We start from the raw sequence: 21,930 nt of genomic DNA, 5'->3' as shown, positions 1-21,930 counted from the left end.
TGACTTGCTTAGCGAGCGCGGTAAGTGATGCGCCCTTTGCTCAAGTCATAGGGCGTCAGCTCGACGCGCACTTTGTCACCGGTAAGAATACGAATGTAGTTCTTGCGCATCTTGCCGGAGATATGCGCGGTTACGACGTGCCCATTTTCCAACTCCACACGAAACATGGTGTTGGGCAGGGTGTCGACGACAGTGCCTTCCATTTCGAAGCTGTCTTCTTTCGACATGCAGTAAAGCCCTCGGTATCCAGTGAATGGCCCGGTGCAACTGCGCCAGGCAAAAGCGGCGTGCATTGTGCCCGAAAAAGGGTGTTTAAGCCAAGGGGTTCTAGTTAAGCGTGACCCATCTTTGATTAATCAGCAGTTCTATGGGGCGATATTGGGTCTTGTAGTTCATTTTTTTGCAGTTCTTGATCCAGTATCCGAGGTACACCGCCTCCAGTTCCAGGCGCAGTGCTTCACCGATTTGCCAGAGGATCGCGAAACGCCCGAGGCTGCGCCGCTCTTCGGCTGGCTCGTAGAAGGTGTAGACCGCTGATAGGCCGTTAGGCAGCAAATCGGTCACGGCGACGGCCACCAGACGGCCGTCCGCGCGAAATTCGTAAAAGCGCGAGAACGGCAGGTCACGCACCAGGAAGGTGGAAAACTGGTCGCGGCTGGGTGGGAACATATCGCCGTCGGCGTGGCGCTGCTCGATATAGCGCTGGTACAGGTCGAAATACTCTTCGGTGAATCGTGGCTTGGCAGCTGCCACCGTCAGGTCGGCATTGCGCTTGAGGATGCGCTTCTGATTGCGGTCCGGCAGAAACTGCGCCACGGGGATGCGTGCCGGCACGCAGGCATTGCAGTTCTGGCAGTGGGGCCGGTACAGATGATCGCCGCTGCGTCGAAAACCCATTTCCGAGAGATCGGCATACACGTGCACATCCATTGGCTGGCTGGGGTCGAGGAACAGCGTGGTGGCCTGCTCGTCGGGCAGATAGCTGCAAGAGTGGGGTTGAGTGGCATAAAACTTCAAGCGCGCCAACTCGGTCATGATCAACCCTCGGATAAGCTTTGAAATAAGTGTAAGCCAGGTGTGCGGATGTCGCCTAAGAAACCCATGGCCCGGAATTGCGTTGGTCCAGGTGGTCTTGTAGGAAATCGGCAAATTCACTGCGAGGAATGGCGCGAGCACCCAGGCTATGCAGGTGATCATTGGGCATCTGGCAGTCGATCAGTACAAAGCCCCAGGCCTGCAATTGCCGGGTCAATGTAGCAAAGCCGAATTTCGAGGCATTGTCGGCACGGCTGAACATGGATTCGCCAAAAAACAGCTGGCCCATCGCCAGGCCATACAGTCCGCCCACCAGCACGCCTTCGTCCCATACCTCAACCGAATGTGCATAGCCGCGCTGATGCAGTTCCAGATAGGCGCGCTGGATACCTTCGGTGATCCAAGTGCCATCGGCATACGCACGCGGCGCGGCGCACGCCTGGATGACGGCGGCAAAGTCCTGGTCGAAGGTCACGGTATAGCGCTGCTGGCGCAATAGTTTGCCCAGGCTGCGGGAGACATGCAGCTCGTCGGGGAATATCACGGTGCGCGGGTCCGGCGACCACCAGAGGATCGGCTGGCCCTCCGAGAACCAGGGAAAGCAACCGTGGCGGTAGGCTTGCACCAGTCGCTCGGCCGACAGGTCGCCACCGGCGGCGAGCAGGCCATTGGGTTCACGCATGGCCTTGGCCAGCGGGGGAAATGTCAGTGAGTCGCGTTGTAACCAGGTCAGCATGGCATCCAGGCTTGCGGAAGGGGAGGGGAGTGGCAGGCGGATCGCCTGCCCCAAGGGGTGTGATTATTGTCGACGCAGCGCTGTGGGGCCAGCCCGAATCGGCTGTTGGCGTGCATAAGCGTGAGCGGGTGTTTCTGCAACTCTCTGCGTGAGGCGTGGTCGTAATCGGGTCTGGCCCATGCAGGCCATTTGCCAAGCTTGCCTGGATTGGTAAAAACAGCTCATAAGCCTTTGTCAGCAAAGACAATGCATGCTCAAATTGAACATGTTGTGACACACAATTGGCTATGCTGCCTGAAGAAAGCCAAGTGGCGTGGCAACCGCAACACAAACCCGTACAATGCGGCCATTGTGGCGTTATCGCCATTTCATCCAGCAATCGCCCAGTGTTAAAAGTAGATTCCACGACGTTCGTTCATTTTTCAGCTGCTCGGATTGGGCAGTATTTGCACTTATTCAACAGATGGACGCGCTAACAGGCGCAGGAAAAGACCCGTTTTGAAGAAATCCGCCGCAACACCTAAAGCAGCCGTCGTGCCGGCCTGGCGCCAGCACCTGCACTATCGACTCAAGGAAGGCGCGCTGATCGCTATCGGCGCGCTGTGCCTGTTCCTGATGATGGCCTTGCTCACCTATGGCAAGGACGATCCGGGCTGGAGCCACAACAGCAAGATCGAAGACGTGCAGAACTTCGGTGGGCCTGCCGGTTCCTACAGCGCCGATATCCTGTTCATGGTGCTGGGTTACTTCGCCTATATCTTCCCGCTGTTACTGGCGATCAAGACCTGGCAGATCTTCCGCCAGCGTCATGAGCCGTGGCAGTGGAGCGGCTGGCTGTTTTCGTGGCGCCTGATCGGCCTGGTATTCCTGGTGCTGTCCGGTGCCGCCCTGGCGCATATTCATTTCCACGCACCCACCGGCCTGCCGGCGGGCGCGGGTGGGGCGCTGGGCGAGAGCCTCGGCGACCTGGCGCGCAAGACCCTGAATATCCAGGGCAGCACCCTGATGTTTATCGCGCTGTTCCTGTTTGGCCTCACCGTGTTCACCGACCTGTCGTGGTTCAAGGTGATGGACGTGACGGGCAAGATCACCCTCGACCTGCTGGAGCTGTTCCAGGGCGCTGCCAACCGCTGGTGGGCCGCCCGGGTCGAACGCAAGCGCATGGTGGCCCAGTTGCGCGAGGTGGATACCCGCGTCAACGAAGTGGTGGCCCCAAGCACACCGGACCGCCGTGAGCAGGCCAAGGTCAAGGAACGCCTGATCGAACGCGAGCAGGCCCTGAGCAAGCACATGTCGGACCGCGAGAAGCAGGTGCCGCCGGTGATCGCCCCGGCGCCGCCCAAGCCGGCCGAGCCAAGCCATCGCGTGCAGAAAGAGAAACAGGCGCCGTTGTTTGTCGACAGCGCCGTGGAAGGCACCTTGCCGCCGATCTCGATCCTCGACCCGGCCGAAAAGAAACAGCTCAACTATTCCCCTGAGTCCCTGGCGGCCGTCGGCCATCTGCTGGAAATCAAACTCAAGGAATTCGGCGTCGAGGTGTCGGTGGACTCGATCCATCCCGGCCCGGTGATTACCCGTTACGAAATCCAGCCGGCTGCCGGCGTCAAGGTCAGCCGCATTTCCAACCTGGCCAAGGACCTGGCGCGCTCCCTGGCCGTGACCAGCGTGCGCGTGGTGGAAGTGATCCCGGGCAAGACGACCGTGGGTATCGAGATTCCCAACGAAGATCGCCAGATCGTGCGCTTCTCCGAAGTGCTGTCGACGCCCGAATACGACAACTTCAAGTCGCCGGTCACCCTGGCCCTGGGCCACGACATCGGCGGCAAGCCGGTGATCACCGACCTCGCCAAAATGCCTCACCTGCTGGTGGCCGGTACCACCGGTTCGGGTAAATCGGTGGGCGTGAACGCGATGATCCTGTCGATCCTGTTCAAGTCCGGCCCGGAAGACGCCAAGCTGATCATGATCGACCCGAAGATGCTCGAACTGTCGATCTATGAAGGCATTCCGCACCTGCTCTGCCCGGTGGTCACTGACATGAAGGACGCCGCCAACGCCCTGCGCTGGAGCGTTGCCGAGATGGAGCGCCGCTACAAGCTGATGGCGAAGATGGGCGTGCGTAACCTGTCGGGCTTCAACGCCAAGGTCAAGGAAGCCCAGGACGCCGGCACGCCGCTGACCGACCCGCTGTACAAGCGCGAAAGTATCCACGACGAAGCACCGCTGTTGAGCAAGCTGCCGACCATCGTGGTGGTGGTCGACGAGTTTGCCGACATGATGATGATCGTCGGCAAGAAGGTCGAAGAGCTGATCGCGCGTATCGCCCAGAAGGCGCGGGCGGCCGGTATTCACTTGATCCTCGCCACCCAGCGTCCGTCGGTGGACGTGATCACCGGCCTGATCAAGGCCAACATCCCGACCCGCATGGCGTTCCAGGTGTCGAGCAAGATCGACTCACGGACCATCATCGACCAGGGCGGTGCCGAGCAACTGCTGGGCCACGGTGACATGCTCTACATGCCGCCGGGTACCAGCCTGCCGATCCGGGTCCACGGCGCCTTCGTCTCCGACGATGAAGTGCACCGCGTGGTGGAGGCCTGGAAGCTGCGTGGCGCGCCCGAATACAACGACGACATCCTCGCCGGTGTCGAAGAGGCCGGCAGCGGCTTCGACGGTGGTAGCAGCGGTGGCGACGATGATGCCGAAACCGACGCGCTGTATGACGAAGCCGTGGCGTTCGTGCTGGAAAGCCGCCGCGCCTCGATTTCTGCGGTGCAGCGCAAGCTGAAGATCGGCTATAACCGCGCTGCGCGCATGATCGAAGCCATGGAAAACGCTGGCGTCGTCACTGCAATGAACACCAACGGCTCGCGCGAAGTCATCGCCCCCGGGCAGATGCGCGACTGATTCCGTGCCGCGTGGCAGCACGCGGCGCGCCCTTACGACTCAATGAGGACTCCCATGCGTCTTATCCGCATGCTGTTGTTGCCGGCACTGGCCCTGACCGCTGTTTCGGCCCACGCTGACCCGGCCTCCGTCGCCAGCCTGAAAAACCTGTTGGACAAATCCCAGACCCTGACTGCGCGCTTCTCCCAGCTCACCCTGGATGCCGGTGGCACCCAGTTGCAGGAAACCGCCGGCGAGATGGCCGTGCAGCGCCCAGGGTTGTTCTACTGGCACACCGAAGGCAAGGCCGAGCAGACCATCGTCTCGGACGGCCAGAAAGTCACCCTGTGGGACCCGGACCTGGAGCAGGCGACCATCAAGAAGCTCGACCCGCGCCTGAACCAGACGCCGGCGCTGCTGCTGTCGGGCGATGTGTCGAAAATCAACGACAGCTTCGACATCACCTCCAAGCAAACCAGCAACGTGATCGAGTTCACCCTCAAGCCGAAATCCAAGGACACGTTGTTTGACACGCTGTCCCTGTCGTTCGGCAACGGCGTGATCAATAACATGCGCCTGGTCGACAGCGTCGGCCAGCGCACCGATATCCTGTTCTCCGGGGTCAAGGCCAACCAGCCGGTACCGGCGTCCAAGTTCAAGTTCGACATCCCCAAGGGTGCCGACGTGATCCAGGAATAAACTGCCCAGAGGTTTCAAACGCTGCCCATGGATCTGTTTCGAAGTGACCCGATTGCCCAGCCTTTGGCCGCGCGCCTGCGCTCGACCAACCTGGATGAGTACGTCGGTCAGGAACACCTGCTCGCTCGCGGCAAGCCTTTGCGCGAAGCCCTGGAGCAGGGTGCGCTGCACTCGATGATTTTCTGGGGGCCGCCGGGCGTGGGTAAGACCACCCTGGCGCGGCTGCTGGCAAAAGTCTCGGATGCACACTTCGAAACGGTCTCGGCCGTGCTGGCCGGGGTCAAGGAGATCCGCCAGGCCGTCGAGGTGGCCAAGCAGCAGGCCGGACAGTACGGCAAGCGCACCATCCTGTTTGTCGACGAAGTGCATCGCTTCAACAAGTCGCAGCAGGATGCGTTTTTGCCCTACGTCGAGGATGGCACGCTGATTTTTATCGGTGCCACCACCGAAAACCCTTCGTTTGAATTGAACAATGCGTTGCTCTCGCGGGCGCGGGTCTATGTGCTCAAGAGCCTCGATGAAGCCGCGATGCAAAAGCTGTTGCACCGCGCCCTGAGCGAAGACAAGGGCTTGGGCAAGCGCCAACTGAGCCTCAGCGATGAAGGCTTCAAGATTCTGCTAAGCGCCGCCGATGGTGATGGCCGGCGCTTTCTCAACCTGCTGGAGAACGCCTCCGACCTGGCCGAAGACGGCAGCGAGATTGGCGTCGACCTGCTGCAAAGCCTGCTCGGCGATACGCGTCGGCGTTTCGACAAGGGCGGCGAAGCCTTCTACGACCAGATTTCGGCGCTGCACAAATCCGTGCGCGGCTCCAACCCGGACGGCGCGCTGTATTGGTTTGCGCGCATGATCGACGGCGGCTGCGACCCGCTGTACCTGGCGCGCCGCGTGGTGCGCATGGCCAGTGAAGACATCGGCAACGCCGACCCGCGCGCCCTGAGCCTGTGCCTGGCGGCCTGGGAAGTGCAGGAGCGCCTCGGCAGCCCGGAAGGTGAGCTGGCGGTGGCCCAGGCCATCACGTACCTGGCCTGCGCGCCGAAAAGCAACGCGGTGTACATGGGCTTCAAGTCCGCCCTGCGTGCGGCCGCCGAACACGGCTCCCTCGAAGTGCCGCTGCACCTGCGCAATGCGCCGACCAAGTTGATGAAACAACTGGGCTACGGTGATGAATACCGCTATGCCCATGATGAGCCGGACGCCTATGCCGCCGGCGAAGACTATTTCCCCGACGAGCTTGAGCCGCAGCCGTTCTACCAGCCGGTGCCCCGTGGCCTGGAGCTGAAGATCGGTGAAAAGCTCAATCACCTCGCCCAACTCGACCGCCTCAGCCCAAAACAGCGGAGAAAGTAGTGTTCAAGACGATTCTTGCCGTGTCCGCAGCCGGCATCGCTGGTACATTATTGCGTTTCGCCACCGGTACTTGGGTGAGCGCCCATTGGCCGAAGCATTTTTATGCGGCGACCCTGGCGGTCAACCTGGTGGGTTGCCTGATCATCGGGTTGTTGTACGGCTGGTTCCTGTTGCGCCCGGAAGTACCGATTGAAATTCGCGCCGGCTTGATTGTCGGCTTTGTAGGCGGTCTGACGACCTTTTCATCCTTTTCACTGGATACGCTGCGCCTGCTGGAAAGCGGGCAGGCCCTGGTCGCCTTCGGGTACCTCGGCATCAGCGTGTTCGGCGGGCTGCTCGCCACCTGGGCCGGCCTGTCCTTGACCAAACTTTGATAAACGAGAGACCGACATGCTCGATTCCAAACTGTTACGTAGCAACCTTCAGGACGTAGCGGACCGCCTGGCATCCCGTGGCTTTGCCTTGGATGTTGCGCGCATCGAAGCGCTGGAAGAACAGCGCAAGACCGTCCAGACCCGCACCGAAGCACTGCAGGCTGAGCGGAATGCGCGTTCCAAATCCATCGGTCAGGCCAAGCAACGTGGCGAAGACATCGCGCCGTTGATGGCGGACGTCGAGCGCATGGGCACCGAGCTGTCCGACGGCAAGGTCGAGCTGGAAGGCATTCAGTCCGAGCTGGATTCGATCCTGTTGGGTATTCCCAACCTGCCGCACGAGTCCGTGCCGATTGGCGAAGACGAAGACGGCAACGTCGAAGTGCGTCGCTGGGGCACGCCAAAAGCGTTTGATTTCGAGATCAAGGACCACGTCGCCCTGGGCGAATTGACTGGCGGCCTGGATTTCGAAACCGCCGCCAAGATGTCCGGTGCACGCTTTGCCTTGCTGCGCGGCCCGATCGCACGCATGCACCGTGCCCTGGCGCAGTTCATGATCAACCTGCACACCGGCGAGCACGGTTACGAAGAGGCCTACACCCCGTACCTGGTACAGGCGCCGGCGCTGATGGGCACCAGCCAGCTGCCGAAGTTCGAGGAGGACCTGTTCAAGATCAGCCGCGATGGCGAAGCCGATCTGTACCTGATCCCGACCGCCGAAGTGTCGCTGACCAATATCGTTGCGGGCGAGATCCTCGATGCCAAGCAACTGCCGCTCAAGTTCGTCGCCCACAGCCCGTGCTTCCGCAGTGAAGCCGGGGCGTCGGGTCGTGACACCCGCGGCATGATCCGCCAGCACCAGTTCGACAAGGTCGAGATGGTGCAAGTGGTTGAGCCGTCGACCTCCATGGACGCCCTGGAAGGCCTGACCGCCAACGCCGAACGCGTCTTGCAGCTGCTGGAGCTGCCGTACCGCGTCCTGGCGCTGTGCACCGGCGACATGGGTTTCAGCGCCGTGAAGACCTACGACCTCGAAGTGTGGGTACCCAGCCAGGACAAATACCGCGAGATTTCCTCGTGCTCCAACTGCGGTGATTTCCAGGCCCGGCGCATGCAGGCGCGTTTCCGTAACCCGGAAACCGGCAAGCCGGAGCTGGTGCACACCCTCAACGGTTCGGGCCTGGCTGTAGGTCGTACCCTGGTGGCGGTGCTGGAAAACTACCAGCAGGCTGACGGTTCGATCCGCGTACCTGAAGTGCTCAAGCCTTACATGGCGGGCGTCGAGGTCATCCGCTAAATGGAATTCCTGCCGCTGTTTCATAACCTGCGCGGCAGTCGTGTGCTGGTCGTCGGTGGGGGGGAGATTGCCTTGCGCAAATCCCGCCTGCTGGCTGACGCCGGCGCAGTGCTGCGGGTGGTTGCTCCCCAGATCGAAGACCAGTTGCGTGAGTTGGTGCATGGCAGTGGCGGGGAAATGATTCTGCGCGGTTATCAGGAGGCCGACCTGGAAGGCTGCACCCTGATCATCGCGGCGACCGACGACGAGCCACTGAACGCGCAAGTGTCCAGTGACGCCAAGCGTCGTTGCGTTCCGGTCAATGTGGTGGACGCGCCGGCCTTGTGCAGCGTGATTTTCCCGGCGATTGTCGACCGTTCGCCCTTGGTGATCGCGGTGTCCAGCGGCGGCGATGCGCCGGTGCTGGCGCGCTTGATCCGCGCCAAGCTGGAAACCTGGATTCCGTCCACCTACGGCCAGTTGGCCGGGCTGGCGGCGCGCTTTCGTGCCCAGGTCAAAGGTTTGTACCCGGATGTGCAGCAGCGTCGGGCGTTCTGGGAAGAAGTGTTCCAAGGGCCGATTGCCGACCGTCAGTTGGCCGGGCAGGGCGATGAGGCTGAGCGTCTGTTGATCGAAAAGGTCAACGGCGCACCGCCTTATGCGCCGGGCGAGGTGTACCTGGTCGGTGCCGGCCCGGGCGACCCGGACCTGCTGACCTTCCGTGCCCTGCGCCTGATGCAGCAAGCCGACGTGGTGCTGTACGACCGTTTGGTGGCGCCGGCGATTCTGGAGCTGTGCCGTCGTGATGCCGAGCGCATCTACGTCGGCAAGCGCCGCGCCGACCACGCCGTGCCGCAAGACCAGATCAACCAGCAACTGGTGGACCTGGCCAAGCAAGGCAAGCGCGTGCTGCGCCTCAAGGGGGGCGATCCGTTCATCTTTGGTCGTGGCGGTGAAGAAATCGAGGAACTGGCGGCTCATGGCATCCCGTTCCAGGTGGTGCCGGGGATCACCGCAGCCAGTGGTTGCGCGGCGTACGCCGGGATTCCGCTGACCCATCGCGACTACGCACAGTCGGTACGCTTTATCACCGGGCACTTGAAGAACGGGACGTCGGACCTGCCTTGGAGTGACCTGGTAGGGCCGTCGCAGACCCTGGTGTTCTACATGGGCTTGATTGGCTTGCCGATCATCTGTGAGCAACTGATCAAGCATGGGCGTGCCGCGGATACCCCGGCGGCGTTGATCCAGCAGGGCACCACGTCCAACCAGCGCGTGTTTACCGGCACCCTGGCGGACTTGCCGCGCATGGTGGCGGAGCATGAAGTGCATGCGCCGACGCTGGTGATCGTCGGTGAGGTGGTGGTGCTGCGCGAGAAGCTGAAGTGGTTTGAAGGCGCCCAGTCACAAGTCTGAGCACCTGCGCACACATCGACTGTAGGAGCGAGCTTGCTCGCGAAAATCGTCAACGATAACGCGCCCATCCTGAATGCACGCGGTGTTTTTGAGTTCTTCGCGAGCAAGCTCGCTCCTACGGGTTTTGTATCAGCTCCAAATGCCTTTGCTGGTTAGCCGCGCTCGATCATGCCCGGCATCAAACGCCTGCAACGGCCCCTTCGGCACGATCGCCGTCGGGTTGATGGTGCGGTGGCTCCCATAGTAATGCCCCTTGATGTGTGTGAAATCCACCGTCTCGGCCACGCCCGGCCACTGATACATCTCCCTCAGCCAATTCGACAGGTTCGAATAATCGGCAATCCGCCGCAGATTGCATTTGAAGTGGCTGTAATACACCGCATCAAAACGAATCAGCGTGGTGAACAAGCGCACATCCGCCTCGGTCAGGTACTCGCCGGCCAGGTAGCGATGGTCGCCCAGGTGCTGCTCCAGGTGATCCAGTTCGGCAAACACATCATCAAACGCGCTTTCATACGCTTTTTGTGAGGTGGCAAAGCCTGCGCGGTACACGCCATTGTTCACGGCCGGGTAGATCCGCTCGTTGAGCCCATCGATGGTCGCGCGCAGCGGCTCAGGGTAGAAGTCCAGGGTGTTGCCGGTCAGGCCGTTGAACGCGCTGTTGAACATGCGGATGATCTCCGCCGATTCATTGCTGACGATGCGGTTGAGCTGCTTGTCCCACAGCACCGGCACGGTGACGCGGCCGGTGTAGTCGGCGGTGTCGGCGGTATAGCGCTGGTGCATGAATTCGAAACCATCGAGCTTATCGCCGGTGGAGCCGTGGGCCTTGTCGAAGGTCCAGCCGTTTTCCAGCATCAGCCAGCTGACCACGGACACGTCGATCACGCTTTCCAGGCCCTTGAGCTTGCGCAGGATCAGGGTGCGGTGGGCCCAGGGGCAGGCCAGGGACACATAAAGGTGATAACGACCGGCCTCGGCCTTGAAGCCGCCTTCGCCGCTGGGCCCCGGCTGGCCATCGGCGGTCACCCAGTGGCGGCGCTGGGCCTGTTCGCGCTGGAAAGCGCCATCTGCGCTACTTTCGTACCACTGGTCTTTCCAGTGTCCTTCGATCAGCAAACCCATGACTGGCTCCTTGGCTAATAAGCGTTGGAGCCCAGTCTAAAGGGATGAGTTCGAACTAAAAGCGCAAAGACCGGGCGTGAATGATCGATTAAATCGATTTGTCCCGTGCATCCCAGTATTGCCGGGCTAATTCGAACGCCTGTTCCCGTGGGTGGCCGAGGCCGCGCAAGGCCAGGGCCATGGTGGCGATCAGCGCCAGTTGCGGGTAGCTGTCTTCTACGTCGCCGCGCCACACGGCCTTCAAGTGATCAGGCTCCAGGGTTGCCGGCTTGACGTGGCGCTGGTCGGAGAGGGCAGGCCATTCTTCATCCCAGCTTTCGCCACCGGTGGTGCCATAGAGGTGGCTGATCGTGTCGGGGTTGATCTCGACTTCGCCGCCGTCGCCCTTGACCACGATCACATGATCGCCAAGCAGGCCGCTGGCATCGCGGTGCACGCCCTGGTAACCGGGGTGGAAAATGCTTTGCAGGCCGCAGCGCGCATTCAGCGGGTTGAGCAGGCGCGCCAGGGAGTGGATCGGCGAGCGCAGGCCGAGGGTGTTGCGCAGGTCGATCATGCGTTGCAGTTGCGGCGCCCAATCGCCCAGCGGGATAAACGCCAGGTTGCCTTGTTCAAACGCGGTCCCGACCTGCTGCCAATTACGGCACAGCGGGATGTGCAGGGTTTGCAGCAATTGTTCGGTGTACAGCCGGCCCGCCGTGTGTGCGCCGCCGCCGTGCATGAGGATGCGCACGCCATGTTGCGCCAGGCACTTGGCCGCCAGCAGGAACCACGGCAGGTGGCGCTTCTTGCCGGCGTAGGTCGGCCAGTCGACATCCACATTCAGTGCCGGGGCGTTCAAGCGTTCACGCACGGCTTCGGTAAAGCCGGCGAGTTCTTCCGGGCTTTCTTCCTTGTGGCGCAGCAGCATCAGGAAGGCGCCGAGCTGGGTGTCTTCGACTTTTTCGTCGAGCAGCATGCCCATGGCTTCGCGGGCCTCTTCGCGGGTGAGGTTGCGCGCGCCGCGCTTGCCTTTGCCCAGGATGCGCACGAACTGCGCAAACGGATGCTCGGCAGGGGTTTCAAGGGTCAGTGGGGCAAAGTCGGTCATAAGCAATTCGTCGGCCGGGGCAGGCCCGCCAGCTTGGCGGCGAGTTTGGCGGGAGTGCCGTTGAACAGTGTGTTGAGGTGCAGGCTGTTGCCCTTTTGCGGGCCGAGCTTCAAGGCGGTGTACTTGATCAGCGGGCGCGTGGCGGGGGACAGCTGGAATTCGGCGTAGAACTGGCGCAGCAGTTCGAGGATCTGCCAATGATCCGGGGTCAGCACCAGGGCCTCGGCGGCGGCCAGGGCATCGGCCACCTCAGGGGACCATTCGTTCAGGTCGACGAGGTAACCGTCCTTGTCCAGCTCGAGGGTGCGCGCGCCTACGGTCAGGGTGTTCATAGCCAGGTGTTGACCTTGCTGTAGTCGAGCGACAGCTGCACGAAACCCGGGTAGTCCACGCTGTCGGCCCAATCCGGCAGCGGCAGATTGCGCGCCTGCATGTCTTCCGCCAGCACGAACACCTTCACGCCCTTGGTGCGCAGGGCCGGGTCGTGCAGCCCGTAAGCGCCATCGCCGCAGAGCAGGATCGCATCCTCGGCGCTACAGATACGCAGGCAACTGGCGAGGCGGCTATCGGTAAAAGGAGAGTGAGACACCACATGTAAAGTCGACATCAGAGGGTCATCACCTGGTCGTAACGGTCAATCAGCTTGGCGATCGCTTCGCTGTCCAGCGACTGGGCATTGGCCGGCTGCGTCAGCCCGCGCTCACCCAGGCTATGGCTGCAGGCGAATACGTCATCGATGCCGAACAGGCCCAACGCCTGCAAGTTAGCGCTGAGGTCCTTTTGCTGCACGGCCTTGGCATCCTGGTGCGGCGCCAGTTGGAACACGCCGTCATCCATGAACAGCACGCCGATCGGCAGATCAAACGCGCCCCCGGCCAGCACGATATCCAGCGCTTCGCGCGCGCTCGGCCCGGACCAGGGCGCCTGGCGGCTGATCACTAACAAGGATTTTGACATGTCACGGCCCTCCAAAACAGATCAGGCGGTCGGCGGCCTGGGTGGCGTCGTGCAATTGCCCCAGGCCAGACAATGCCCAGGGCGCATCCAGGTTGGCCGCGCTGCGTTGATAGCGCGTGGCTTCCTCGGCATTAAGCACGCCACGACGCAAGGCGGCAGCGATGCACACCACGCCGTCGAGTTGATGCACATTGACCAACTCGCGCCATTGGCGGGCAATGTCCTGCTCATCCTGGGGTGCAACGATGTTATTGGAGGCGCCGTAGACGCCGTCCTGATAGAAAAACAGCCGCACAATCTCATGCCCGCCGGCCAACGCCGCCTGTGCAAACAGCAGGGCGCGGCGCGAGGAGGGCGCATGGGCGGCGGAAAACACTGCAATCGCAAACTTCATGGAACACTCTGCAAGCAAACGTGGGCCAATGATAAAGCCGCCGCCACGAAAAAGCCCGCCATGATCAAAACGGTCACCCTCGATGATCGTTCTGACGATTGCCGGTAGGCGCCAGGCTGCCTAGTCTGTGGGAATCCGAAACCCAAATGGAGTCTCCATGTCAGGTCCCTTGGCGTCCCTCAAAGTGCTGGATTTTTCCACCTTGCTGCCCGGCCCGTTTGCTTCCTTGATGCTGGCGGACATGGGCGCGGAGGTACTGCGTATCGAGTCCCCCACGCGCATCGACCTGCTGCGGGTGCTGCCGCCCCATGACCAGGGGACTTCCGCCAGCCATGCCTATCTCAACCGCAACAAACGCAGCCTGGCGCTGGATTTGAAGCAGGCCCAGGCGCTGGAGATCGTGCGCGAACTGGTCAAGGACTACGACATTGTCCTCGAACAATTCCGCCCCGGCGTGATGGAACGCCTGGGTCTGGGGTACGAGGCGCTGAAGGCGATCAACCCGCGGCTGATTTATGTGTCGATCACCGGGTATGGCCAGACCGGGCCCTATAAGGACCGCGCCGGGCATGACATCAACTACCTGGCGCTGGCCGGGGTCGCCAGTTACACCGGGCGCCGGGACAGCGGGCCACTGCCCTTGGGCGTGCAGTTGGCGGACGTGGGCGGCGGTTCGCTGCATGCGGTGGTGGGGCTGCTGGCGGCCGTTATCGCCCGGCAGCAGAGCGGGGTCGGCCAATACCTGGATGTCAGCATGACCGATTGCTCGTTCAGCCTGAACGCCATGGCCGGCGCGGGTTACCTGGCGTGTGGTGTGGAGCCTGAGCGGGAGGGCCATGTGCTCAATGGCGGGAGTTTCTACGATTACTACCGCTCCCGAGATGGGCGCTGGATGTCGGTCGGCAGCCTGGAACCGGCTTTCATGCAGCAGTTGTGTGAAGCGTTGGGCCGCCCGGAGTTGGCCGCGCAGGGCTTGAAGCCTGAGCAGCAGCCGGCGCTTAAGCAGGCCTTGCAGGTGGAGTTCGAGAAGCGCAGTTTCGAGCAATTGTGCGAGCTGTTTACCGGGGTGGATGCCTGCGTGGAGCCGGTGCTGACGCTCAGCGAAGCCGTGGCCCATCCGCAGTTGAAGGCGCGGGCGCTGGTCAGCCAGGTGCCCAGGGGTGATGGCTCTAGCCAGGCGCAGATAGCCTGCCCGTTGAAGTTTTCGGAAGGGTTGCCAGCGCCCCGGCACATTGGCGTCGCCGTGGGTGCGCACAGTGATGAAGTGTTGGCGGAGCTGGGCTTGAGCCCCCAGCGCATCAGCGAGCTGCGCAGCTCCAAGGTGATTATGTAGTGGCTGGGCGGACGCTATCGGGAGCAAGCCCCCTCCCACATTAGGCCTGTGAATACGATCAAAATGTGGGAGGGGGCTTGCTCCCGATGAGGCCTTTATTCCACTCTGGTTTCGCCGGTAAACACCAATGTCTGCCGACAGCGCCGACACAGGTACCGCCGCCCCTGAGCCACCATGCCATGGCGTTGCGACGAAAACGGAAAGTCACTGTCGGCACACGGGCAACGATAAATATAGCGGGTTACCTGGCGACGCTTCACGGCATAGGTGTGGCAGCGGTCCGGCGGCAGTTCATAGACCCCACGCATGATCAGTTGCCATTCCTCGCCATGGGGCTGGATGCGTTCGCCGAACAATTGGTGGGCAATCAGGTGCGCCACCTCATGGGCCACGGTCTGTTTCAGGAAGTGTTGGCTGTTTTCTCGGTACAACTGTGGGTTGAAGCGCAGCAGGTTCTCGTGCAAATGCGCGACACCGGCCTTCTGGCCCCGCAGCTTGAGGCTGACCTGGGGGCGTTTGAAGCTTCGTTTGAAAAAGGATTCGGCTTGCAGGAAACAATCTTCGACGCGGGTATTGAGTTGCTCGGGCATGCTGTACATATCTCCAGAGGCGTCCAGTATGCCGCAAAGCGGGGTGTTTCCGAATCTGTCAGGCGCCGAATGGTCATGCATAACGCACAAGGCCACCTTGCGGTGGCCTTTCCTTCACGATTGAACGGGTCAGTTAGTGTAAATCGGTCCTACGCCCAGCCCCCAGACAATCACGGTAAACGCCATGATCGCCACCAGCACCACCAGCCCTACGGCCAGTATCGAGCTGGAAAACAGGAAACCTTCATCCGGATCGATGCTCATGAAGGTCGGTACGCCGACATACAGCAGGTACACCGTGTAGCAGATCGCCGCAGTGCCCACCACCATGCCCAGCCACATATGCGGGTAGAGCGCCGCCAGCCCGCCGATAAACAGAGGTGTCGCGGTATAGGTGGCAAACGCCACGCACCGCGCCATGCTGGGGTTGGCGTCGTAGGTGCGGGCCATCCAGTGGATGAACGCGCCCATCACTGCCACGCCGCCGAGCATGGCCGCGTAGGACATGAGAGTCATCCACAGCGCACTTTCCTGGGTCAGCATGACCGGGGAGCGGTTGCCGATGACCCAGCCGACCTGGGTGGTGCCGATAAAAGCCGATACGGCGGGGATCGCCGCGAGAATCAGGGTGTGAGTGAGGTACATGTGGCCGATGCTTTCTTCTTTATCGCCACGAATTTCCCGCCATTCCTGGTCGGGATGGGTAAACAGCCCCACGACGTGATGGATCATGCCAGTCACTCCTGTCGTTATTACCATCGCCCCCCATCGGAGCGCCCACGGGCCAGATGGCCACAAAGGTCTGGATATATGTGTGCGACCTCAAGTCGCAGTATAGGAAGGGATGACCGGAATAACCGTAGGGCCTTTAGAGCAAATTGCGCTGTAAACAGGGGGCCTAATCGCGGCGGGGTCTTTTACTGTTAGCCCTTTAGCTGTTTTTTTTGCGTAAAATACCCGGCTTTTCGTCACACACCTCCAGCGGATCCAAGCGCCATGGGCACTCTTACGGTCAACCAGAACAAACTGCAAAAACGCCTGCGCCGCCTGGCCGGTGAGGCAGTCGCCGATTTCAACATGATCGAGGACGGCGACAAGGTCATGGTCTGCCTCTCCGGCGGCAAAGACAGCTACACCATGCTCGACGTGCTGCTGCACCTGCAAAAGGTCGCGCCGATCAAGTTCGACATCGTTGCGGTCAATATGGACCAGAAACAACCGGGCTTCCCCGAGCACGTGCTGCCGGCCTACCTCAAGGCGCTGGGCGTCGAGTACCACATCGTCGAAAAAGACACCTATTCGGTGGTCAAGGAACTGATCCCTGAAGGCAAGACCACCTGCTCGCTATGCTCGCGCCTGCGCCGTGGAACGCTCTACACCTTTGCCGATGAGATCGGGGCGACCAAGATGGCCCTGGGTCACCACCGCGACGATATTGTCGAGACCTTCTTCCTCAATATGTTCTTCAACGGTTCGCTCAAGGCCATGCCGCCCAAGCTGCGTGCCGATGACGGGCGCAACGTGGTGATCCGCCCGCTGGCGTATTGCAACGAGAAGGACATCCAGGCCTACTCCGACTTCAAGCAATTCCCGATCATCCCGTGCAACCTGTGCGGCTCCCAGGAAAACCTGCAGCGCCAGGTGGTCAAGGACATGCTGGTGGATTGGGAGCGCAAGACCCCCGGGCGTACCGAAAGTATCTTCCGCAGCCTGCAGAACGTGCAGCCGTCGCAATTGGCCGACCGCAACCTGTTCGACTTCACCAGCCTTAAAATCGATGAGAGCGCCGCGCCGCGTTTCGTCAATGTTGTGAACCTCTGAGCTCATTCAACGCTCTGACACACGGCGCTCGCGGGCGCCGTTTTCAATTCCATTGCCAGCATTCAACAGCAGGAGAGGGCATGCGCGATTACAAGTGGCTGCACGAATATTGTCTGAATCGCTTCGGTTCAGCGGCCGAGCTGGACGCCCACCTGCCGGTGCCCAAGACTCCGGCGCAGTTACGCAAGATCAGTGATGATCGCTACCTGTCGACCTTGGCGTTGCGCGTGTTTCGCGCCGGCTTGAAACACAGCGTGGTGGATGCCAAGTGGCCGGCCTTCGAGCAGGTGTTCTTCGGCTTCGACCCGGAAAAAGTCGTGTTGATGGGGGCCGAGCACCTGGAGCGGCTGATGCAGGACGCGCGCATCATCCGTCACCTGGGCAAGCTCAAGAGTGTGCCGCGCAATGCGCAGATGATCCTGGACATCGAGCAGGAAAAAGGCAGCTTCGGCGCATTTATCGCCGACTGGCCGGTGACCGATATCGTCGGGTTATGGAAATACCTGAGCAAGCACGGTCATCAGCTGGGCGGGCTGTCGGCCCCGCGCTTTTTGCGGATGGTGGGCAAGGATACCTTTGTGCCGAGCGATGACGTGGTCGCGGCATTGAATGCGCAGAAGATTGTCGACAAGGCACCCACCAGCCTGCGCGACCTGGCCACGGTGCAGGCTGCGTTCAACCAGTGGCATGCCGAGAGTGGGCGGCCGATGTGCCAGCTGTCGATGATGCTGGCCTATACGGTGAATCACTGACCGGGTTCTAGGGTGTGGCCAACCGGCGGTTCAACTGGTGCCGCCAGCGCACATACAGCAGCGCCGTGCAAAACACCGCCAGGCTGGCCAGCATCTCCAGCACCCCGAACCACTGCCGGTTCGGGTCATACGCCGCCAGCGCGCCCTTGATGAAATACAGGTTCACCGCAAAGCACATCCACGAATGCCCGCGCGCGCTGCCGATGATCATCCCCGGCGCCAGCACCAGCAGCGGCACCAGTTCGATCAGCAGGATCACCCACGGGCGTGCGCCGTGCAGGTCGGCGACGAACAGGTAGTACCCGCACAACAAACCCACCAGGGCGAAAAACGCCAGCAGGCTTAACGCGCGTGCCGCCTTGACCCGTGGCTCCAGCCACGCTTGCGGCGGTAGAACCTTAGGCTTCCTGGCCACGGCCGTTCTCCAGCAGCGTGGCGGTCTTGGCCAGGCGCAGGCCCAGGGCCCGGCACAGGGTGATTTCATGCGGGTCGAGCAGGCGCTTGCCATCCGGCCCGGCATGGTGGCTGGCGCCATACGGCGTGCCGCCGCCCTGGGTGTCGAGCAGCGCCTGTTCGCTGTAGGGCAGGCCAGTGATCAGCATGCCGTGGTGCAGCAGCGGCAGCAGCATCGACATCAGCGTGGTTTCCTGGCCGCCATGCAGGCTGGCGGTGGAGGTGAACACCCCGGCCGGCTTGCCGACCAACGCACCGGTGAGCCACAGGTTGCTGGTGCCGTCGAGGAAGTACTTGAGCGGCGCGGCCATGTTGCCGAAGCGCGTCGGGCTGCCCAGGGCCAGGCCCGAGCAGTTTTTCAAGTCATCGAGGCTGGCGTACAGCGCGCCTTCGTCCGGGATGCTCGGCGCCACGGCTTCGCATTCGGTGGAGATCGCCGGTACGGTGCGCAGCCGCGCTTCCATCCCGCCTTGCTCGATGCCACGGGCAATCTGCCGAGCCATTTCGCTCACCGAGCCATTGCGGCTGTAATACAACACCAGTACATACGGCGCAGTCACGGCAGGATCTCCAGCACGTTCTCTGGCGGACGGCCAATGATGGCTTTATTGGCGGTTTCCAGGATCGGGCGTTCCATCAGCTTGGGGTGTTCGGCGATCGCGGCGATCAACTGCGCTTCGCTGAGGCTGGCGTCGGCCAGGTTGAGGGCCTTGTATTCGTCTTCGCCGGTGCGCATCAGTTGGCGGGCGCTGATGCCCAGCTTGGCCAGCAGTACCTTCAATTGCGCGGCATTCAGCGGGTTTTCCAGGTAACGCACCACGGTGGGGGCGAGGCCTCGGGCTTCCAGCAGTTCGAGCGCACCGCGGGATTTCGAGCAGCGCGGGTTGTGATAAAGCGTCAGATCGGTCATGTGCGGGTCGCATCTTGCGTAAGGTGGCGGGTATTCTACCTGCGCGGCGTCCTGTCCTTAAACCGTAAGAGGCGATAGGTCGCAGCCAACGTTCATTTTTGCGAAGGAATACCCCATGACAAGGCGACTGATCGGTGCATTGGCGATCATTACAACCCTGCTGCTCAGCGGCTGCGGCAATGACTACGGCGTTGACCAGTACGGCCAGAAGGTCGCGGCCGAGCGCCTGGACAAACAGTGGCTGGTGGTCAACTACTGGGCGGAATGGTGTGGCCCATGCCGTACGGAAATCCCCGAACTCAACGCCCTGGCGGAACAGTTGAAGGGGCAGGGCGTGGGGGTGTTCGGGGTTAACTTCGACAATGTGCAGGGTGCAGAGCTGAAAGAGGCCAGCGACAAACTGGGGATCAAGTTCACCGTGCTGGCACAGAACCCGGACGGGATCTTCGAGATTCCGCGCAGCGAAGCGTTGCCGGTGACCTATATCATTGATGACAAGGGCAAGGTGCGCGAGCAGTTGATGGGTGAGCAGACGGCGGAAGGGGTGTTGGCCAAGCTCAAGGCCTTGCGCGGCTAGAGTATTGCCCCCGATCAAATGTGGGAGGGGCGGTGCGACGATTCGACTTGCCCCGATAGCGGTGTGTCAGCCGACACACCTGCCAACCATGCCGCCGCCATCGAAGCCTCGCTAAAGCTCGACATCTCCCACAGGGGCCCAGCGGTGCCCACGAGATCTACAGCCGAGCAACTTCCCACCTGCCAACCCATCTCATTATTTAAATCTCACCAACCTGTAGGTCGGTGGAATCAGCCCTCTTCGAGCCATAGGCGAATCGGCTTGCCTTCGGTCGGCCAGAAGCGGGTCTGCTCGATCGGCGAGATGTCCCAGCGCTGTACGCCTTGCAGGGCCTGGAAGAAGCGCTGTTCCTGCTCCATCAGGGCCTCGGCGCAGAGCTTGCGGGTGCTGCCGAGCTTGCCGAAGCTGAGTTTGTCGCCCTCAAGGGTGTACGGCGCGAACCAGTGGTTGCAACCGCCGTTGCCGTAGGCACGCCCATCGGCGCCGAGGGTGACGGTCAGGTGTGCGTAATCCATCAACGGCCGCTCACCAATCCACTCCACCACGTAGCTGTGATCCTGCTTGAGCTTGGCAGCGTCACCGGCGCAGCCACTCAGGGCCGCACCGACGGCGGCGAGCAGAAGCAGGCCTTTCATTGCCCGGCCTTCTGGCATTTCGGGCAACGATGTTTGTCGCCTTCGCTGGCCCAACCCAACTCGGCAATGCGTGCATTGGCGGCCGGTTGCAGCGGCTCCTTGGTCAGCTTGGTTTCCACCGCGAATTCAAACTCCAGCACGGTGTCGCAGCTGTCGCAGTTGACCTTCCAGGTGTGAATCTCCAGCTCGCCGAACTTCGGCCCGCGGGCCATGGCGACCCACTGGCCGGCAGGGCGGATGGAGTAGCGCGCGTCACCTTCGACGGTAAGGCGCATGGACAAGGTTTTACTGCCGCGCAGAGTGACGATCAGCACGTCGTCATGCTTGATCGAGCCACCGTTGCCGGTGACCTGGTAACGGCCCGGCACCAGGGCACGGCATTCGATCAGGGTGTGTTGCGGGCTCAGCAAGCTGAAGCGGAAATCGTGTTCGGCCATGGATCCTCCAAATAGGCGCGGCATCCTATCACGGGTGCCTGCTGATCATGAGCCTGGTATGTGACCGCTGATCATCCTTCGACGAGGTTCTGCGCCCGGCCATCGGCCCATGCCGCAATATTGGCCAATGTGGTGCCGGCAATCGCCGCCAGGGCTTCGCGGGTAAGGAACGCCTGGTGTGCGGTGACGATCACGTTGGGGAAGGTCAGCAGGCGCGCGAGCACGTCGTCCTGCAGGGGCAGGTCGGAGCGGTCCTCGAAAAACAGCTGGGCTTCCTCCTCGTACACATCCAGCCCCAGGTAGCCGAGCTGGCCGTCCTTGAGTGCTTCGATCAGCGCTGGCGTGTCGACCAGGCCACCGCGACCGGTGTTGATCAGCATGGCGCCGGGTTGCATCCGCGCCAGGGAGTGCGCATTGATCAGGTGCTTGCTGTCGGCGGTCAGCGGGCAGTGCAGGCTGATGATCTGGGCCTGGGCCAAGAGCTCCGGCAGGCTCACATAGTCAGCGCCGAGGGCCTGGACCTGGGGGTTGGGGAACGGGTCGTAGGCGAGCAGCCGGCAACCGAAGCCCGCCATGATCCTGGCGAACGTGGCGCCGATCTGGCCGGTGCCGACCACGCCGACGGTCTTGCCCACCAGGTCGAAGCCGGTGAGGCCATGCAGGCTGAAATCGCCGTCGCGGGTGCGGTTGTAGGCGCGATGCAGGCGGCGGTTGAGGGCGAGGATCAGGGCCACCGCGTGTTCGGCGATCGCATGGGGCGAATAGGCCGGGACGCGCACGATGGTCAGGCCCAGACGTTTGGCGGCAGGCAGGTCCACATGGTTGTAGCCGGCCGAACGCAACGCGATCAACCGCGTGCCGCCCTTGGCCAGGTGTTCCAGCACCGGGGCGCTGAGGTCATCGTTGATAAAGGCGCAGACTACCTCGTGGTGTTCGGCCAGGGCGACGGTGTCGAGGTTGAGCCGGGCGGGTTGGAATTGCAGTTCCAGGCCGCGCGGCAAGGGTTCGCCGAGGAAACTGTCGCGGTCGTAGGTCTGGCTGCTGAAAAGAATCACACGCATCAAAGGCGTCCTTTTTGATGAGT

27 protein-coding genes are annotated in these 21,930 nt (G+C 61.9%); 10 read left to right on the top strand and 17 right to left on the bottom strand.

Going from position 1 to position 21,930, the window contains the following annotated elements; genetic code table 11:
* Positions 1-8: 8 nt before the first annotated feature.
* The 3 genes from infA to aat form a co-directional block, all read right to left on the bottom strand.
* Positions 9-227, bottom strand: coding sequence for a translation initiation factor IF-1 (gene infA / locus BFP99_RS23655; protein WP_002553999.1), 219 nt, complete (start codon positions 225-227; stop codon positions 9-11).
* Positions 228-327: 100 nt separating this feature from the next.
* Positions 328-1,035, bottom strand: coding sequence for an arginyltransferase (locus BFP99_RS23650; protein ID WP_027606340.1), 708 nt, complete (start codon positions 1,033-1,035; stop codon positions 328-330).
* 55 nt (positions 1,036-1,090) lie between these two features.
* The gene (gene aat / locus BFP99_RS23645) at positions 1,091-1,771 is read right to left on the bottom strand and encodes a leucyl/phenylalanyl-tRNA--protein transferase (protein ID WP_065927073.1); all 681 of its coding nucleotides are present in this window, start codon (positions 1,769-1,771) and stop codon (positions 1,091-1,093) included.
* A gap of 498 nt (positions 1,772-2,269) precedes the next feature.
* On the opposite strand from aat, the gene BFP99_RS23640 reads away from it, so the two are divergent.
* From BFP99_RS23640 to cysG, 6 genes are read left to right on the top strand one after another with little or no spacing between them, the layout of a single operon-like run.
* Positions 2,270-4,678, top strand: coding sequence for a DNA translocase FtsK (locus BFP99_RS23640; RefSeq protein ID WP_065927074.1), 2,409 nt, complete (start codon positions 2,270-2,272; stop codon positions 4,676-4,678).
* A 54-nt stretch (positions 4,679-4,732) separates the two neighbouring features.
* Positions 4,733-5,356, top strand: coding sequence for an outer membrane lipoprotein chaperone LolA (gene lolA, locus BFP99_RS23635; protein WP_016975527.1), 624 nt, complete (start codon positions 4,733-4,735; stop codon positions 5,354-5,356).
* Between the two features lie 27 nt (positions 5,357-5,383).
* Positions 5,384-6,706 (top strand): replication-associated recombination protein A, encoded by a 1,323-nt coding sequence (locus tag BFP99_RS23630; RefSeq protein WP_027606344.1) that lies wholly within the window; start codon positions 5,384-5,386, stop codon positions 6,704-6,706.
* Complete coding sequence (crcB, locus tag BFP99_RS23625) at positions 6,706-7,080, top strand: fluoride efflux transporter CrcB (RefSeq protein ID WP_065948349.1); 375 nt, start codon at positions 6,706-6,708, stop codon at positions 7,078-7,080. Before BFP99_RS23630 ends, crcB begins: the two co-directional genes overlap by 1 nt.
* Positions 7,081-7,096: 16 nt before the next feature.
* A complete protein-coding gene (gene serS / locus BFP99_RS23620) occupies positions 7,097-8,377 on the top strand; it encodes a serine--tRNA ligase (RefSeq protein ID WP_065948348.1) in 1,281 nt (426 codons plus the stop codon).
* Positions 8,378-9,772, top strand: a complete 1,395-nt coding sequence (gene cysG / locus BFP99_RS23615) for a siroheme synthase CysG (protein ID WP_065948347.1) — start codon at positions 8,378-8,380, stop codon at positions 9,770-9,772.
* Positions 9,773-9,901: 129 nt separating this feature from the next.
* Here cysG and BFP99_RS23610 read toward each other — a convergent pair whose 3' ends face one another.
* The 6 genes from BFP99_RS23610 to tusD form a co-directional block, all read right to left on the bottom strand.
* Positions 9,902-10,897: a glutathione S-transferase family protein gene (locus tag BFP99_RS23610; protein ID WP_065927077.1), complete on the bottom strand. Its 996-nt coding sequence runs from the start codon at positions 10,895-10,897 to the stop codon at positions 9,902-9,904.
* 88 nt (positions 10,898-10,985) lie between these two features.
* Positions 10,986-11,987, bottom strand: coding sequence for a glycosyl transferase family protein (locus BFP99_RS23605; protein ID WP_065927078.1), 1,002 nt, complete (start codon positions 11,985-11,987; stop codon positions 10,986-10,988).
* A complete protein-coding gene (locus BFP99_RS23600) occupies positions 11,984-12,319 on the bottom strand; it encodes a TusE/DsrC/DsvC family sulfur relay protein (protein WP_065927079.1) in 336 nt (111 codons plus the stop codon). Before BFP99_RS23600 ends, BFP99_RS23605 begins: the two co-directional genes overlap by 4 nt.
* Positions 12,316-12,594: a sulfurtransferase complex subunit TusB gene (gene tusB, locus BFP99_RS23595; protein WP_065948346.1), complete on the bottom strand. Its 279-nt coding sequence runs from the start codon at positions 12,592-12,594 to the stop codon at positions 12,316-12,318. The genes BFP99_RS23600 and tusB overlap by 4 nt, the downstream gene beginning before the upstream one ends.
* Complete coding sequence (gene tusC, locus BFP99_RS23590; RefSeq protein ID WP_065948345.1) at positions 12,594-12,944, bottom strand: sulfurtransferase complex subunit TusC; 351 nt, start codon at positions 12,942-12,944, stop codon at positions 12,594-12,596. The genes tusB and tusC overlap by 1 nt, the downstream gene beginning before the upstream one ends.
* A gap of 1 nt (position 12,945) precedes the next feature.
* On the bottom strand, positions 12,946-13,338 hold the full coding sequence (gene tusD / locus BFP99_RS23585; RefSeq protein WP_065948344.1) for a sulfurtransferase complex subunit TusD: 393 nt from the start codon (positions 13,336-13,338) through the stop codon (positions 12,946-12,948).
* Between the two features lie 157 nt (positions 13,339-13,495).
* Here tusD and BFP99_RS23580 point away from each other — a divergent pair, with 157 nt between their 5' ends.
* Positions 13,496-14,671 (top strand): CaiB/BaiF CoA transferase family protein, encoded by a 1,176-nt coding sequence (locus BFP99_RS23580; RefSeq protein ID WP_065948343.1) that lies wholly within the window; start codon positions 13,496-13,498, stop codon positions 14,669-14,671.
* Positions 14,672-14,766: 95 nt separating this feature from the next.
* Here the strand turns inward: BFP99_RS23580 and BFP99_RS23575 are convergent, their stop codons facing one another.
* Complete coding sequence (locus BFP99_RS23575) at positions 14,767-15,261, bottom strand: SprT family zinc-dependent metalloprotease (RefSeq protein WP_027606355.1); 495 nt, start codon at positions 15,259-15,261, stop codon at positions 14,767-14,769.
* 129 nt (positions 15,262-15,390) lie between these two features.
* Positions 15,391-15,993, bottom strand: a complete 603-nt coding sequence (locus BFP99_RS23570) for a Yip1 family protein (RefSeq protein ID WP_027606356.1) — start codon at positions 15,991-15,993, stop codon at positions 15,391-15,393.
* A 264-nt stretch (positions 15,994-16,257) separates the two neighbouring features.
* On the opposite strand from BFP99_RS23570, the gene ttcA reads away from it, so the two are divergent.
* Positions 16,258-17,082: a tRNA 2-thiocytidine(32) synthetase TtcA gene (gene ttcA / locus BFP99_RS23565; protein WP_065948342.1), complete on the top strand. Its 825-nt coding sequence runs from the start codon at positions 16,258-16,260 to the stop codon at positions 17,080-17,082.
* An 80-nt stretch (positions 17,083-17,162) separates the two neighbouring features.
* Positions 17,163-17,834: a DNA-3-methyladenine glycosylase I gene (locus BFP99_RS23560; protein WP_065948341.1), complete on the top strand. Its 672-nt coding sequence runs from the start codon at positions 17,163-17,165 to the stop codon at positions 17,832-17,834.
* A 7-nt stretch (positions 17,835-17,841) separates the two neighbouring features.
* On the opposite strand, the gene BFP99_RS23555 is transcribed toward BFP99_RS23560, so the two are convergent.
* Genes BFP99_RS23555 through arsC form a run of 3 tightly spaced genes read right to left on the bottom strand, consistent with a single transcriptional unit; the run spans position 17,842 to position 19,197 of the window.
* Entirely contained in the window at positions 17,842-18,249 is a 408-nt protein-coding gene (locus BFP99_RS23555; RefSeq protein WP_065940056.1) for a DUF2069 domain-containing protein, read from the bottom strand.
* Positions 18,233-18,847, bottom strand: a complete 615-nt coding sequence (gene wrbA, locus BFP99_RS23550) for an NAD(P)H:quinone oxidoreductase (protein ID WP_027606360.1) — start codon at positions 18,845-18,847, stop codon at positions 18,233-18,235. Before wrbA ends, BFP99_RS23555 begins: the two co-directional genes overlap by 17 nt.
* Positions 18,844-19,197 (bottom strand): arsenate reductase (glutaredoxin), encoded by a 354-nt coding sequence (arsC, locus tag BFP99_RS23545; protein ID WP_065948340.1) that lies wholly within the window; start codon positions 19,195-19,197, stop codon positions 18,844-18,846. The genes wrbA and arsC overlap by 4 nt, the downstream gene beginning before the upstream one ends.
* A gap of 115 nt (positions 19,198-19,312) precedes the next feature.
* Between arsC and BFP99_RS23540 the strand changes: the two genes are divergently transcribed.
* A complete protein-coding gene (locus BFP99_RS23540) occupies positions 19,313-19,774 on the top strand; it encodes a TlpA disulfide reductase family protein (protein ID WP_032889653.1) in 462 nt (153 codons plus the stop codon).
* A 230-nt stretch (positions 19,775-20,004) separates the two neighbouring features.
* On the opposite strand, the gene BFP99_RS23535 is transcribed toward BFP99_RS23540, so the two are convergent.
* From BFP99_RS23535 to BFP99_RS23525, 3 genes are all read right to left on the bottom strand, one after another.
* Positions 20,005-20,409, bottom strand: a complete 405-nt coding sequence (locus tag BFP99_RS23535) for an META domain-containing protein (RefSeq protein WP_065927086.1) — start codon at positions 20,407-20,409, stop codon at positions 20,005-20,007.
* The gene (locus BFP99_RS23530; RefSeq protein ID WP_027607327.1) at positions 20,406-20,846 is read right to left on the bottom strand and encodes a hypothetical protein; all 441 of its coding nucleotides are present in this window, start codon (positions 20,844-20,846) and stop codon (positions 20,406-20,408) included. Before BFP99_RS23530 ends, BFP99_RS23535 begins: the two co-directional genes overlap by 4 nt.
* A 71-nt stretch (positions 20,847-20,917) precedes the next feature.
* Positions 20,918-21,907: a 2-hydroxyacid dehydrogenase gene (locus BFP99_RS23525; RefSeq protein ID WP_065940052.1), complete on the bottom strand. Its 990-nt coding sequence runs from the start codon at positions 21,905-21,907 to the stop codon at positions 20,918-20,920.
* Between the last annotated feature and the right edge of the window lie 23 nt (positions 21,908-21,930).

The organism is Pseudomonas sp. 1 R 17, from assembly GCF_900067035.1.
GTDB lineage: Bacteria > Pseudomonadota > Gammaproteobacteria > Pseudomonadales > Pseudomonadaceae > Aquipseudomonas > Aquipseudomonas marginalis.
Note: the sequence above shows the minus strand (reverse complement) of the source record. Positions and strands in the feature narration are given on the sequence as shown.